This is a genomic window from Marinicrinis lubricantis (assembly GCF_042658665.1).
Taxonomy (GTDB): domain Bacteria; phylum Bacillota; class Bacilli; order Paenibacillales; family KCTC-33676; genus Marinicrinis; species Marinicrinis lubricantis.
Genome location: NZ_JBHSQV010000186.1, coordinates 92274 through 106880, shown reverse-complemented (window position 1 = coordinate 106880; position 14607 = coordinate 92274). Strand labels below are relative to the sequence as shown.

The following is a 14607-nucleotide window of genomic DNA, read 5'->3' as shown; positions in this document are numbered from 1 at the left end:
CAAGCATGAATAATAGCCCTGCTCATGTCTTGATGGCATGAACAGGGCTGCGAAACAGCAGAATTTCTTTTATAAAGAAAAACACGCGTTCTGCTGATCTCTATTAATCTTTATGCATCTGCGAATAAGTCGGAAGACAAGTAACGCTCTCCGCTGTCTGGAGCCAGGCACAGTACACGCGCATCTGACGGCAGCTGCTTTGCTTTTTCTACAGCGAAAAAAGCAGATGCTGCTGATGAAGGCCCAACCAAGATGCCCTCCTGCGCCGCCAGCTGGCGCGCCATGCTTTGGGCATCCAGATCTTGAATATGCAATATTTCATCATAGATGTTCTGGTTTAGAATGCGGGGCACAAATCCTGGACCCGTGCCGGGAATTTTATGCGGACCCGGCGTTCCACCCGACAACACGGGGGAACCCGCCGGCTCAACGACATAGATTTGTAGTCCGGGGATTTTTCGCTTCAGCTCCTCGCCTACTCCAGTAATGGTACCGCCCGTGCCGGCCGTTAATACAAGCGCATCCAGCTTGCCTTCAAAAGCCTCGAGGATTTCCACGGCGGTCGTGGTTCGATGCGCATCCGAATTCGCAGGATTTTCAAACTGCATCGGAATATAGCTGTTCGGAATGGAAGCGGCAAGCTGTTCTGCACGCTCAATCGCCCCCCGCATCCCCTGCGTCGAAGGGGTTAGATGCACCTCCGCTCCGTAAGCGCGCAGCACATTAACCCGTTCCTTCGTGGCATTCTCGGGCATGGTGATAATACAGCGATAGCCTTTGGCAGCAGCCACCATAGCTAAGCCAATGCCTGTATTACCTGATGTCGGCTCGATAATGGTATGCGTACCGGGTACGAGCCTTCCGCTTTTCTCTGCTTCATGGATCATATTGAACGCCGCCCGATCCTTAACACTTTTTCCAGGGTTGAAATATTCGAGTTTCATATAAACCGATGCTCCGGAGGGATCGGGCACCCGATTCAATTGTACAATTGGGGTATCACCGATCAGGTCCAGAACGGAGGAAACTATTTTCATCGCTGCCTCTCACTCCTCTTCACTTCGCGTACAGCTGAAATTATCCTTCGTCTAATCCCAACAAGTTCATGATTTCCCGTCTATGAGCTGCGAATTCCTCGCCATTCCGGTTTCTCGGTCTCGGCATCGCCAAATCGATCGTGCGCACCACTTGCCCCGGCCTTGCGCTCATCACATATACCTTGTCCGCTAAATAGAGAGCTTCATCGATATCATGCGTAATGAGCAGCATCGTCTTGCCCGTGCCCTGCCACAGCCTGAGCAGCTCATTCTGCATCGTTAGACGAGTCATTGCGTCCAGTGCGCCGTAAGGCTCGTCAAGCAGCAGCACGTCTGGATCCATGATCAGCGCTCTTGCGATGGCGACCCGCTGTCTCATTCCGCCGGAAAGCTGAGACGGATAATATTTGTTAAATCCCGACAAGTTTACCTTCTCAAGCACGGCATTGATCCGTTCCCTCCGTTCAGCCTTGCCGATTCCAGCTAGTTCCAAGCCGAGACCGACATTGTCCTCGACCGTTGACCAAGGATATAGCGCATGTTCCTGAAAAATAAGCATCCGATTCGGCGCCGGCTTCGTAATGGACTCACCGTCTGCCAATGCCTCTCCTTCCGAAGGAAACTCCAAGCCTGCGAACATGCGCAGCGCTGTGCTTTTGCCGCAGCCGGACGGACCGACAATCGCCGCGAATTCGCCTTTGCCAATCGTAAGGTTGATGTCTTTCAGAACTTGCAGGGAGCCGAAGGATTTATTCACACCGCGCAATTCTAGAGTTTGCATTTTACTGATCCCCGCCTCCCGAAATATATCTCCATTTCAATAATTTACGCTTCAATTGCTCCAGCACGACATGGTCTAATATCGTGGCGATCGTACCGATAACGATAATGTACATGACAACACCCTGCATATCCGCTACTTCTCCGGAAAAGCTGATCGCAAATCCAAGGCCGACGGCTGCACTGCCGACCATTTCCCCAGCAATAAGCGACCGCCATGCATTCCCGAAAGCAACCTGCGCACCGGTAATAAAGGCAGGCAGTGTCTCAGGCAAATATACCTTGCGAAGCAGCTGCCCCTTGTTTGCCCCAAGCACCTTCGCCACTTCCAAATGTGTCCGGCTGACTCCTTCCGCAGCATTCATTACGGAAAGCGCCATCGGGAAGAAGCTCGCGATGACAATAATCATGATAATCGGCGTATCGTTAAATCCATAAATAATGACGAGAAACGGAAGCCACGTGATCGGAGGAATGGACTGTAAAATCGCGATCAGGCTTCTTAGGAACATGGCAAATTTCTTGGACAATCCTGCAAGAAGACCCATGAAGCCCCCAAGCAGACAGGCGATAGGATAACCGATGCCCAACCGGTACATACTGGCACCGAGCGCACTCCAAAAGGCCCCATCGGACAACTCGTCAAAAAGCCGATCAAAGACATCCACAACAGACGGGATAATGATCGGATTATTTAAATGCCCCAGCTGGAGCAGCAGCAAGAGACTTGCCGCCGCTGCCAAAAAGGGCCATAGATGATTCCAGCTCTTTCGTAGTTTGCGATTCATTGGTCAACACCCTGTTTATTCATATTGTTTCTGCCACGTCAAGTCTAGTGCTTGGTTCACATCGATTTTCTTTTCCAGGATTCCTTGATCGACCATCATCTGAGCGACTTCATCCATTCTTTGAATATCCTGCTCGGTAATATCCCATCTAAATTCCTGAGATTCGATCGACGCTTGAATTACTTCCTGTGCTTTCACCGTTCCGCCATCCGAGGTTTGCAGCTCATCTTCCTTAATAAATTCCTTCGTAATATATTCTGCCGCTTTAGCCGGCTCATTCTCCAGCATTTCAATCGCTTCTTTTTGCGCATCCAGCATCTTATTGATCAGCTCTCGATTCTCCTTCACGACTTCCCCTGTTGCGATCGTCACCATGCAAGGGAAAGGCCATTCTTGCCCGATTTCATAAATCTGCTTCACCGGATAAGTGAGCTGAGCGATGGAGCTGTACGGTTCAAAGACGAAGGCAGCGTCTACTTTTTCTGCTGCGAGCGATTGGATCGCTACGGCAGGCGATACGTACTGCATCGTAACATCTTCTCTGTCAAATCCAGCGGTCTCCCATACTACACCATTCAGTACGACATCGGCGGTGCTTCCCGCTTTTTGCGAAGCTACACTCTTACCTTTCAGCTGATCCAAGGTTTCGATTCCGCTGTCCTCATGCACAAGCATCGCATGGAAGCCCATTTGCGCTCCGCCGACAATTTTCAAATCCGAGCCCTTATCAATCCAAGACAATGCGTTCGTAAAGCCTAGTACGCCTGCATCCAGCTGTCCGCCAACCATCTGCTTAATCAAATCCGTACCGCTGGTAAACAGCTGCATTTCTACATCCAATCCATATTTCTCGTAAATTCCCGCTTGATAAGCAAGAATCGCTTGCGCATCATCCATTACGTTCAAATAACCGATACGAATCTTTTCCAGCTTCTCTTCGCCGCTTGCTCCTTCATTGCCGCTGTTGTTGTTTCCACCACATGCAGCCAAACTTAATACCAAAATGAAAGATAAGACAAATACAGACCATTTCTTTAATCCACTTGCTTTTTCTGAAAACATCGAGATTGAACCCCTTCCATCGTTCATTATCAATTCATTACAATCCCTATTTATTTAGTGGGTTTAATGGGATTAATTTTAGGCGATAAACCCCTTTTCGTCAATATGAATTTAAGTGCAAGTTTTTATTCATTTTGAAGCATCTGAAACCATCAGTGATCAGAGCTGCTCAGCGTTCATACTCATGTCATCATGGCTTTTAGTTGTTACATTTGTAACTGTGCTTACGTTTTTATACAATAGGGCTAGAATGAATTGGAAAGGATTAAATGCAAATGAAGAAAATATGGCTTGCTCTATGCTTCGTGTTCGTGCTTTCCGCTTGCGGAAATAACAATAACCATTCGGGTTCGTCATCGGTTCCACCAGAATTGGTTGAATTAGAGGTATCTGTCGAGATTACGCCGGAATCGATTCAGCCCGGTGATACGGTAACGATCGCTGCGGAAGTGTCACTAGAAGGTGAACCTGTGGAGGATGCTTCAGAGGTCCAATTTGAAGTGTGGAAAAAAGGACAGGAAGAGCATGAAATGATCCCATTAGAGGCGCAGGATAAAAACATGTACAGCATTGCCAAAACGTTCGAAGAAGAAGGCATCTATTATGTAGTTTCACACGTCACCGCCCGTAATGCGCACCGCATGCCGAAGACCGAATTCATCGTCGGGAATCCGCCTGAGAGCACCGATGCCGATACAGAATCGGATGAATCTCATATGGAAGAGCCGATGGATGGACATGAAGGACAGCACGAACATTAGAACAATAAAGTAAGGCTGGTGCTTAAGAGTCTCAGGTTGACCGTCGCATCAGCTGCTCTGTTTGGCCGCTATTTTCAAGGAAGGTTTTATTGAAACGGATTCTTCAAACAAAACATGGACTAACATAAAAAACTGCACCTCATCCGGCTGAAATCGTATATCCCGGAAGGTGCAGTTGTTTTATTATCTTTCATTACTTGGGATGGTTCACTCTTCACCTTTCAGCAGCTTCAGAAACACCTTCATTGCTTTCGTCGGTGTTGTGGCCGCATGGGTGATGGAGTAGAATTGCCGCAGTACGGGTGTCCCTTCAATTTGAAGCACCTTGAGTGTTCCGAGGCTTAACTCCTTTCGGATCGCCCATCTGGACATGAGCGTAATCCCCAGTCCCGCTTCGACGGACTCTTTAATGATTTGCGTGCTGCCGAATTGCATTAGCTGCTTTGGCTGCAGTCGGTGCTCAAGGAAAAATCGATCTAGAGCGCTTCTAGTCCCCGAACCCGGTTCTCTTACAATCCAAGTCTCCTCATTCAATGCCTCAGGCTTAACGGGAGTATGGTTATCCAGTTTATGATTCCTTCCTACAATGACAACCATCTCATCCTCTCCAACCTCATCCATTCTTATATGTGGATGTTCGACCTTTCCCTCTACGATCCCTATATCCAGTTGGTGAACCGAAACCTTATCTGCAATTTCTTTCGTATTGCCAATATAGATGGTTGGTTCAATTAACGGATACTGGGTTCTCAAGGTAGATACGGCGTGAGGCAGCACATATTCTCCGAACGTATAGCTTGCGCCAATATGAAGACTCCCCTGCGCTTTGTGCTGGAGGTCATCCAGCAGCATGACCATCCGATCATGTACTCCTCTCATTTCAAGGGCATGACGATAGACGATTCGCCCTGCTTCGTTCAATCTGACATATTTGTTGGTTCGATCGAGCAGCTTAGCCCCCAGCCTTTGCTCTAACCAACTGATATGCTGGCTTACAGCCGGCTGTGTCATATGCAGCTCTTCTGCCGCTCGTGAAAAGCTCTCCCGCTCCGCTACTTTAATAAAAACCTGCAGTTGTTGTTCCATCGGGTCTTACTCCTGTCTGTATCATGCATAAGTGTTTTGTTATGAACTATATTATAATCATTTATTTTTCTAATTAAAAGAGGGAGCGTATGATGGATGCATATGAAGGAGGTCGCATCATGAATTTACCCATGATAAAGAAACATCCGGCCGGCACTCCCGGTTCTAAAATCTCAAGCTATGTGAATGGCATCGGCTTCTGTCTGCTGCTCACGATTGTTGCATTCGGCCTCGCACGGCTTCCGATGCTGGAACGAATCGGCCCATTAGGCGCGGCTCTTGTACTGGCTATCGTATACCGGTACAAGTTCGGAACCGCCTCATTTGGAGAGAAAGGCATTCGCTTCGCTTCCCATTATATGCTTCGCTGGGCGATCATGCTATATGGGTTCAAACTTAACCTGCTCGTCCTTTGGAAGCACGGCGTAGGACTGCTCCTGGTGGATTCGCTGATTGTGGCCACTGCGATCATCGGAATGATCGTCTTAGGAAAACTACGCCGCACCGATCAGCAGCTCAGCCTTCTGCTGGGCGCAGGCGCAGGCATCTGCGGTGCGGCCGCGATCGCCGCTGTGTCCTCTATCCTTAAGCCGAAGGAAGAATTCACGATATTAAGTATCGGTGCCATTGTGATTACCGGTACATGTTTTGCTTTCGGATATTCACTGCTGCTCCCATTTCTGCCTTTGAGCGATGTTCAATATGGTATTTGGACGGGATTCAGTCTTCATGAACTAGCCCACGTAGCAATGGCTGCCGCACCCGCCGGAGAAGAAGCCGTCACATATGCGATTATGGCCAAACTGGGAAGGGTGCTGCTGCTCATTCCCGTCTGCCTGCTCATAGCACACAGGCTGCCGTCCGCAGATGCATCTCGTTCTGCCGGAAAACTCCCCTATCCTTGGTTCTTACTCGGGTTCGCAGCGTTCAGTGTACTCGGCACCGTATTGTCTTATTTTCATGCAGGAGGGATCCTGATATTGCTGCTGGAACCGCTCGCCGGATTGCTGCTGTGCATGTCTATGATTGGACTTGGATTAAAGGTTCATTTCAAACAAATGAACCTGCAATGTATAAAGCCTCTCACGTCTTTACTGCTTATTTCAATTGTGATTTCTTTTCTTTCCTTCCTTGGCGCCCTTTGGATATAGTTCAATGAGAACTTGCAGAGAAATGGGAGTTAAGTCTAAAGTCTGATATCGCTCCGATCATCAAATCAGAAAGCTGCCAGCTTTATAGTTCAATAGGTGCTTGCTCAGATGAACGTCCCTTCTATACAATGGAGGTTAAGTGAAAACGCCTGTGGAGGTTGCTTCAATGACTTTATATCCAGAAATGTTTATTTCGATCTGGCATGTTGCTGTACTGATTCTGGGTGTCATCGCCTGGATCGCGATGGTTGCCGGGGGATATGAACGGAAAACTGTGTTCAAGAGCACCGCCGGAGCCTTTATCGCCTTCTATGTGATCGTTACCATCCCAGTTGCCGTTGCAACTTATGATTTAAAATATACCGAGCAGCAAATGTTTGAATCGCTGCAGGAGCATTATGAGCGGAAAATGGTCGATTACAGCGATCCTTCAGAATTGGATAAAGTCGTCCTTTCGGTCGGCGTATTCGAGAATCGTGACGGAGATTACCAAATGAAGGTGTATGCCGGCAATTTCAGTGAAACACTGGAGTTCAAAGGAGAAGTAACGGTATATTTCTATGATGAGAATGATAAAAAAATAAAAGATGAAACCTATGAACATATCTCGTTAAAGCCAGGGGAAAAGAAAGAGATCGACTCCTTCTGGGGAGAAAACCAAACGGGGACGTATCGATATTTTTTCGAAGAAGATGTTGAATAGAATGACCTGTGAAAAAGCCGAGGGATACTATCCCCCGGCTTTTTCATTTCGATATGGCTGCTTCGGGCTCGGTTTGATATAGCGCATGAGCCAGTATGGAAGCCAAACAAGCACGACATACAGTATGACTGTGCCGATCGCCGTTGTGGTCATTTCATCAGCAATCAGTCCGCGCTCGGCAAGTGCTGTGCCCGTAAAGGTCATGACTACAAAGATCATCAGCATAAACCACAGCATATGAAGCGGATGTCTTCTTTTCTGCATCCACAAGTATACGAACTCCGTCATCCCAAGCAAAGCGAAACAAAGCCCAAAGTTATCGTGATCAATGACGTCATGCTCCGCTAGCAGAACTAGACCGAACAATCCGCCCACTTGCAATGCAATCGCAGGAAGCGATGCCGCCAGCCAAGATCCAAACCCGCTCTTCTTCGGCCTAATCACCAGCGGCCCTGTTTCAGCTGATCCCGCTTCCATGACCGTCTGCTCTTGTAACGCGTACAGCTTATCCGTAGATGCCTCAATCAGTTCATCCATCTGCCGATAAATATTGCCTGAAAACTCGAAATCGATTAAACTCTCATCAATCATCAAGGATCGAAGCTGCTCGGGATCTGGGTGATCTCCAAGAAGCGTGCTGCTGAAGCTGAGAGGAACTCCCTTGCCGCTGAACGCCGCCAGCCACCGATTAATACCGTCGTCCTCATAGAAATGGATCGGGACAATTTTGGGCTCCCCCAGATACTCCGAATATATAATATACAAGACGGGCAGCAGATGAATTCGCGCCTGTCTCTCATGCCATCCGGATGACTTATACGCATAATGATTCTGGGCCGCATATTTTCCGCAGATCACCTTATTCACTTTATGTAGGTCTATTCTCCCAAAAACAGGCTGCGGCTCATAAGGTGTCCATTCCTGGATATCAATCCGATCGGCCTCAAGCCGATACGCGTTCAGATGACGGTTGTGCCAAATCCGCCTTTTCAACTGCTGCAGTGAAAGCTTTACAACCCAAATGCCAATCGGAATAAGCAGCAAAAGCAGCAGCAGCCAGCTAGACTTAAACACAACGTACAGCCATACAGGGCCTACGATTAGACTGATGCCAAACAGCAAAACCAAAGTGAATACTTCAAAGGTTAAAATCCAATAAAAGGGTTCCATTCTTCTCTGCTGCTGAACATGAATGGTTGCTCCTGTTTCCATCCTTCTTCACACCCCTTGAAAATCAAAGATGTCAGAATGTTTCCATTCCTTTCATGATATTCGATTTCCATTCGTGAAGAACAGAGGCTTAAGGAACAATTTACATCCTCTCGTCTATATTTGAAAGTCGGACGTCCGCAATTTGCGACGTCATCCTTTCCTGTACTTGCGGCCTGCTGGCAGCCAGCCTACTAATCTTGCAAATTTGCTTAATCCAACAATACGTCCAATACGTCTTGTCAATGACATTTATCAGACCACTGCATTTTTCGCTTAAAAACTAGAAAAAAAACGTGCGTAATGCACGAGTTTTCATCCATGTTCATTCTATTTTACGATATCATTTATCTCTATTATTTTTCGATATAATTCGACAAAAATTACGTTATGCGCTGTTGCTGCTCGTCCGGCTCAATATGAATATGCGCGTAATTGATATGATACTGCTTCTTTAGCTGACGTTCGATTTTTTCTGTAATGTCATGGCTTTCCTTCACACTCATCTGCGGTGAAACGGCGATGGTGGCATCCAGAAACACCCGATTGCCATGCCTCCTCGCCTTCACGTCCTTTACATTCCGAACACCCGCAATCGTCTCGATACATTTGGACAGCTCCTCGATTTCTTCCACCGCGTCAAACCCGTCCGTTAGAGTCAAGGACGACTCGCGGAATATATCCCATGCGGTCTTCAAAATGATTAATCCGACTGCGCATGCTGCCAATGGATCGAGCCAGGCTGCACCGAACTGAGCGCCGACGATGCCGATCAGAGCTCCCACGCTGACGAAAGCATCCGAGCGATTATCTTGGGCTGCCGCAAGCAGTGCCTGATTGTTGATTTGTTTTGCCAGACGCAGGTTATAGCGGTAAATACCGTACATGAAAACCGCACTGCCGAGCGCCACCCAGGCCGCTAGTGGATCCGGCGTTCCCTCTGTCCCGTCCATAAAGGTACGTACCGCTCCCCACAGCACTTCTATGCCTACCACTGCCATAACGAAAGAGGCGACCATCGCGGATATGGTCTCTGCGCGGAAATGCCCATACGGATGATCCTCATCCGGGGGTTTCCTTGAAATACGCAGCCCTATCAGTACGGCCACCGATGCGATAATATCCGTCGTATTGTTCCAGCCATCTGCCATTAACGCCTCAGATGCCGCATAAAATCCCACTCCGAGCTTGATCGCCGAAAGCAATAAATATGCGCCTATACTTACCCAGGCACCTTTCTCCCCCTGCTTTAAATCCTGATACGTCTCCATCCTGCCCGCTCCTCCGTCATCCCGTTGCCTGCTCCAATCTTGTAACATGTTTCCCATTTCCCTATAGAACATGCACCGGTCCATCATACTCCGGTATAATAATGGAAGCAGATTTATTCGCTTCGTCATCGTATCATTCAAAGCTCGTGTGGGTCTAGAGAAACAGTGTTGCTGTGTGGAAAAGCAGTTTGCATCGGGCAACCGGTTTAACTGGGGGAAACATTTTGGGAATTATTGTTGGACAATCATAGCAGCGATTGTATTTCGTCCTATCTGCATATATAATGGAAAAAATTGCTTTTGCGGAGGCGAGTCATGGTACAACAGAATAAACATATTAACTTTGTCGTAGCCGGCTTATTGTTGGCTATTTTTATGTCTGCGATGGACAACACCATTGTCGCTACGGCGATGGGAAGCATTGTCGCTGATTTAGGCGGCGTGCAGCAGTTCGTCTGGGTCACCTCGGCTTATATGGTGGCCGTCATGGCAGGAATGCCGATCTTCGGCAAGCTGTCGGATATGTACGGGCGAAAGCGTTTCTTCGTCTTTGGACTGACGGTGTTTCTGGTCGGATCCGCCTTATGCGGACTCGCGCAGAGCATGGTGCAGCTCAGTATTTACCGCGCCATCCAGGGCATCGGAGGCGGTGCGTTGATGCCGATTGCCTTCACGATCGTGTTTGATATTTTCCCGCCTGAGAAACGGGGCAAAATGACAGGCCTTCTTGGCGCCGTGTTCGGATTATCCAGCGTTTTCGGCCCGCTGCTGGGCGCCTATATTACGGAATACATAAGCTGGCATTGGATTTTTTACGTCAATGTGCCGATTGGCGCAGCATCGCTGTTTCTTATTCTGAAGTACTATAAGGAATCTCCTTCTCATTCCAAGCCGCGCATCGATTGGTGGGGCGCTTCCACTTTGGTCATTGCGGTGGTCGCTTTAATGTTCGCATTGGAATTAGGCGGCAAAGAGATGGGCGGCAGGGTGCTGGAATGGAGCTCGCTGCCGATTATCAGCCTGTTTGCTGTTTTCTTCATCTTCTTTATTGTCTTTCTATACGCGGAAACGAAGGCCAGCGAACCGATCATATCATTCTGGATGTTCAAACGTCGTTTGTTCGCTTCATCCCAAATTCTCGCTTTCCTGTACGGTGCGACGTTCATCAGCTTGACCGTCTACATCCCCATCTTCGTTCAAGCCGTTTACGGCGGCTCGGCGACGAGTGCGGGGCTGATTCTCACACCGATGATGCTCGGCTCTGTCGCAGGCAGCTCGATAGGAGGCATTTTTCAGACGAAGACGTCTTACCGCAATTTAATGGTGATATCGATCATCACCTACGCGGCAGGAATGTACTTGCTTAGTACGATCAGTCCAGATACGGAGCGCTGGATGCTGACGGTCTTCATGGTGCTCGTCGGCTTCGGGGTCGGCTTCTCGTTCCCCCTGCTGCCTACCGCCTCCATTCATAATTTAGAGGTGCATCACCGGGGGTCGGCCAATTCAACGAATCAGTTTTTCCGTTCTCTTGGAATGACGCTGGGCATCACCATCCTGGGCTCAATTCAAAGCAAGACGTTCGCCTCGAAGCTGGAGCAGTCGTTCGCGGATGCGCCTGGTGGAGGCATTCAAATGGGGGATTTCGGTGATCCAAGGGAAATTTTTGAACCCGAGCAGCGTGCGCAGATTCCGGATTTCGTTCTGGACAAGATCGTCGATGCAATGTCATCCTCGATTACTTACATGTTCCTGCTGTCCCTTATCCCGATCGCTCTAGCAGCTGCAGCGGTATTTTACATGGGCGGCGAGCGAATCGAAATTCGCAAAAGAATTGAACAGCCTGAAGTAAGCGAATAAAACCGCACACTCATTCCATTTGGAAGCTCATGATGATAAACTAGTGAAAGAAACATGTGAAACGATGAAAGGATGAACCTGTGTGTCTTTAGTAGATATTAGCGATATATCAAGAGCCTTGCTGATAACCCTGTTCACTTCCCTGCTCCTTATTTTCTCTTTATTCAGCTGGGCGGTCGTTGAAGGATTTAAGCAGCGGTTTAAGCGTATGGGCATGTTCATCGTTCTAGGGGTTGTCGCATCTGTGGCGCTCTACTTTGTTCTCGATACTTATTTCGCCGAAGGTGAGCATGCTTTAAGTGTATGGGTACGACCTGTATAAACCGAATATTGGGGATGTCGGGGAGATGGGAGCAAATCAGCGTGCTCCTATCTTCTTTTTTGATCCAGATCTTCAACACCAACATACAATTTTATGTAAATTATATCATTTTTTTGGATAACGCGCTCAACATAAAAATCCTTGCTCCGTCCAATGGTCAACGAACGGAACAAGGATTTTCTGCTGTTTCCATTGCAACTTTTATCGTACCTGCATCATTCCAGCTTCAGCTTCGCAAGTGCATCCGCCAGCGCCGTATTGATCGGTTCATCATCCTGCTTATTTTGCTGATTTAAATACTGGGCGACATCCTTCTTGGATGCTTTGCCCTGCTTTTCTTTGCCCTTTCTTGCTTCGAACGCGGACAGCTTCTCCCGATAACCGCAGGCACAGACGAAAATTTGTCCTTCGCCCTCTCCGCGCAGCTCCATCCGCTTGTGGCAGTTCGGACAACGAGCGTTCGTCGTACGGGCAAGCTGCTTGCGATGGCCGCATTCACGGTCTTGGCAGACGAGCATTCGTCCCCGCTTCCCTTTCACTTCCAGCATCGGCTTGCCGCAATCCGGACAGCGTGTTGTCGATACGTTGTCATGCTTGAACGTTTTATCGGACATTTTGATTTGCCGGACCACTTGCTCGGCATATCCCTTCATTTCACCGATGAAGGATTGTTTGTTCAGCTTGCCCTTGGCGATCGCGGACAGCTTCTGCTCCCACTCTGCGGTGAGCGCCGGCGAGCGGAGTTCTTCAGGAACCAGCTCAAGCAGCTGCTTCCCTTTGGACGTGATATATAGATGTTTGCCCCGTTTCTCCACCAGAAACGTGCCCAGCAGCTTATCGATAATGTCCGCACGTGTCGCGACGGTGCCAATTCCGCCCGCTTCGCCAATGGTACGAATCAATTCCTTGTTCTCTCCCGCCATGTATTTCACCGGGTTTTCCATGGCCGACAGCAGAGCCGCTTCCGTAAAAGGCTCCGGCGGCTTCGTCTCCCCCTGTGTCATAGAGGCAGTGCGAATTGGCAGTGATTGCCCCTTCGCCAGCTCGGGCAGCAGCTGATCCTTGAGCTCCTCCGGCGCATCATCGTCCTCCGCATCCAAACCGAATAGTTCCTTCCATCCTGCGGAAATCACTCTTTTCCCTTTGGCGGCGAAGCTTTCTTCGCCAATTTTGACCTGAATCGATGTCTGTTCATATTCAAAAGGCGGGCTAAGTACGGCCAAAAACCGTTTGACGACTAAATCGTATATTTTCCGCTCTTTATCGCTAAGCTTGCTCAGCATCGCCGGCTGCTCCGTCGGAATAATGGCATGGTGATCCGATACTTTGCTGTCATCTACGAAAGACTTATTTGCACGAATTTTAGATTTTAATATTTTTGAAGCTGCCGCCGCATAAGGCTGTACCATACAGGCCTTTACACGCTCCGGCAGTGTATCCACGATATCGGATGATAAATATCTCGAGTCCGTCCTCGGGTAAGTTAATACTTTGTAATTTTCATACAGCCGCTGCATAATCGACAGCGTTTCCTTCGCTGAAAATCCGAACTTCTTATCTGCGTCCCGCTGCAGCTCGGTCAGATCATACAGCGCAGGAGAATACTGCTTCTTCATCGTTTTGCGGAGCTCGGTAATCGTGCCCTGCTTTTGCTGAACCGCTCGCAGCACTTGTTCAGCCTTCGATTTGTTGAATGTACGGGTGCTGTTTGTTTTGGCATCCTGCCACAGCAGCTGCAGTCCGTGATCGGTCACGGCCTTTACACCGTAAAACGTCTCCGGCACGAAGCTGCGAATTTCTTCTTCTCTGCGGGCAATCATCGCAAGTGTCGGCGTCTGCACCCGTCCGCAGGACAATTGTGCATTGTATTTCGTCGTCAGCGCCCTTGTCGCGTTGATGCCGACGAACCAATCCGCCTCCGCACGTGCTGCCGCAGATGCATAGAGCGGTTCATATTCCTTCCCGCTGCGCAGCTTCTGAAAGCCTTCCCTGATCGCTTTATCCGTTACCGAGGAAATCCACAGCCGCTTCAGCGGCTTATGCACGTGCGCCTTCTCTATAATCCAGCGGGCGACGAGCTCCCCTTCCCGTCCAGCGTCGGTGGCGATCACAATGTCTTTAACATCCTTACGCTGCATCTGTGTCTTGACCGTCTGAAACTGCTTCCCTGTCTCCCGAATGACGACCAGCTGCAGCTTGGACGGCAGCATCGGCAAATCCTCAAGCCTCCACGTTTTATACTGCTCACCGTACGTTTCCGGATCTGCCAATGTGACGAGATGTCCCAGTGCCCACGTGACGATATACTGCGTTCCTTCGAAGAAGCCGTTTCCTTTCTTGCCGCAATTCATCACTCTCGCGATATCTCTTGCGACGGAGGGCTTCTCCGCCAATATTAAAGATTTACTCATCGGTTACCTCACTACCTTCATATTTCAAGCTGTTTGCGTCTAATCTTTAATCTTTAAGACTCATTCCATATAGTGTACCATTTTGTCACTCGAGGATAAACCGCTTGAACTCCCCTCGGATTCATGCCGCAATTTTGATCAAAACAGCCTGCTTCTCTTTATGTAT

General features: G+C 48.8%; 13 protein-coding genes. 5 read left to right on the top strand and 8 right to left on the bottom strand.

Annotated elements, in window-relative coordinates; all coding sequences use genetic code 11:
• Window positions 1–110: 110 nt before the first annotated feature.
• Genes cysK through ACFPXP_RS21715 form a run of 4 tightly spaced genes read right to left on the bottom strand, consistent with a single transcriptional unit; the run spans window position 111 to window position 3667 of the window.
• Window positions 111–1037, bottom strand: a complete 927-nt coding sequence (gene cysK, locus ACFPXP_RS21730) for a cysteine synthase A (protein ID WP_379896584.1) — start codon at window positions 1035–1037, stop codon at window positions 111–113.
• 40 nt (window positions 1038–1077) lie between these two features.
• Window positions 1078–1818: an ABC transporter ATP-binding protein gene (locus ACFPXP_RS21725; RefSeq protein ID WP_379896583.1), complete on the bottom strand. Its 741-nt coding sequence runs from the start codon at window positions 1816–1818 to the stop codon at window positions 1078–1080.
• A gap of 1 nt (window position 1819) precedes the next feature.
• A complete protein-coding gene (locus tag ACFPXP_RS21720) occupies window positions 1820–2605 on the bottom strand; it encodes an ABC transporter permease (RefSeq protein WP_379896581.1) in 786 nt (261 codons plus the stop codon).
• A 15-nt stretch (window positions 2606–2620) separates the two neighbouring features.
• A complete protein-coding gene (locus tag ACFPXP_RS21715) occupies window positions 2621–3667 on the bottom strand; it encodes an ABC transporter substrate-binding protein (protein ID WP_379896580.1) in 1047 nt (348 codons plus the stop codon).
• Window positions 3668–3942: 275 nt separating this feature from the next.
• Here ACFPXP_RS21715 and ACFPXP_RS21710 point away from each other — a divergent pair, with 275 nt between their 5' ends.
• Window positions 3943–4428 carry a FixH family protein gene (locus ACFPXP_RS21710; protein WP_379896579.1) on the top strand — a complete coding sequence of 162 codons (486 nt, stop codon included), beginning with the start codon at window positions 3943–3945 and terminating at the stop codon, window positions 4426–4428.
• A 207-nt stretch (window positions 4429–4635) separates the two neighbouring features.
• Here the strand turns inward: ACFPXP_RS21710 and ACFPXP_RS21705 are convergent, their stop codons facing one another.
• Complete coding sequence (locus ACFPXP_RS21705; protein ID WP_379896577.1) at window positions 4636–5514, bottom strand: LysR family transcriptional regulator; 879 nt, start codon at window positions 5512–5514, stop codon at window positions 4636–4638.
• 119 nt (window positions 5515–5633) lie between these two features.
• Between ACFPXP_RS21705 and ACFPXP_RS21700 the strand changes: the two genes are divergently transcribed.
• A complete protein-coding gene (locus ACFPXP_RS21700; RefSeq protein WP_379896575.1) occupies window positions 5634–6665 on the top strand; it encodes a YeiH family protein in 1032 nt (343 codons plus the stop codon).
• Between the two features lie 166 nt (window positions 6666–6831).
• Complete coding sequence (locus ACFPXP_RS21695) at window positions 6832–7368, top strand: hypothetical protein (RefSeq protein ID WP_379896574.1); 537 nt, start codon at window positions 6832–6834, stop codon at window positions 7366–7368.
• A 27-nt stretch (window positions 7369–7395) separates the two neighbouring features.
• Here the strand turns inward: ACFPXP_RS21695 and ACFPXP_RS21690 are convergent, their stop codons facing one another.
• Entirely contained in the window at window positions 7396–8580 is a 1185-nt protein-coding gene (locus ACFPXP_RS21690; RefSeq protein ID WP_379896573.1) for a hypothetical protein, read from the bottom strand.
• Window positions 8581–8960: 380 nt separating this feature from the next.
• The gene (locus ACFPXP_RS21685; RefSeq protein ID WP_379896572.1) at window positions 8961–9848 is read right to left on the bottom strand and encodes a cation diffusion facilitator family transporter; all 888 of its coding nucleotides are present in this window, start codon (window positions 9846–9848) and stop codon (window positions 8961–8963) included.
• A gap of 315 nt (window positions 9849–10163) precedes the next feature.
• On the opposite strand from ACFPXP_RS21685, the gene ACFPXP_RS21680 reads away from it, so the two are divergent.
• Window positions 10164–11708, top strand: a complete 1545-nt coding sequence (locus ACFPXP_RS21680) for an MDR family MFS transporter (protein WP_379896570.1) — start codon at window positions 10164–10166, stop codon at window positions 11706–11708.
• A gap of 82 nt (window positions 11709–11790) precedes the next feature.
• Window positions 11791–12030: a hypothetical protein gene (locus ACFPXP_RS21675; protein ID WP_379896569.1), complete on the top strand. Its 240-nt coding sequence runs from the start codon at window positions 11791–11793 to the stop codon at window positions 12028–12030.
• 215 nt (window positions 12031–12245) lie between these two features.
• On the opposite strand, the gene ACFPXP_RS21670 is transcribed toward ACFPXP_RS21675, so the two are convergent.
• Window positions 12246–14441 (bottom strand): DNA topoisomerase III, encoded by a 2196-nt coding sequence (locus ACFPXP_RS21670; RefSeq protein ID WP_379896568.1) that lies wholly within the window; start codon window positions 14439–14441, stop codon window positions 12246–12248.
• Window positions 14442–14607: the final 166 nt, after the last annotated feature.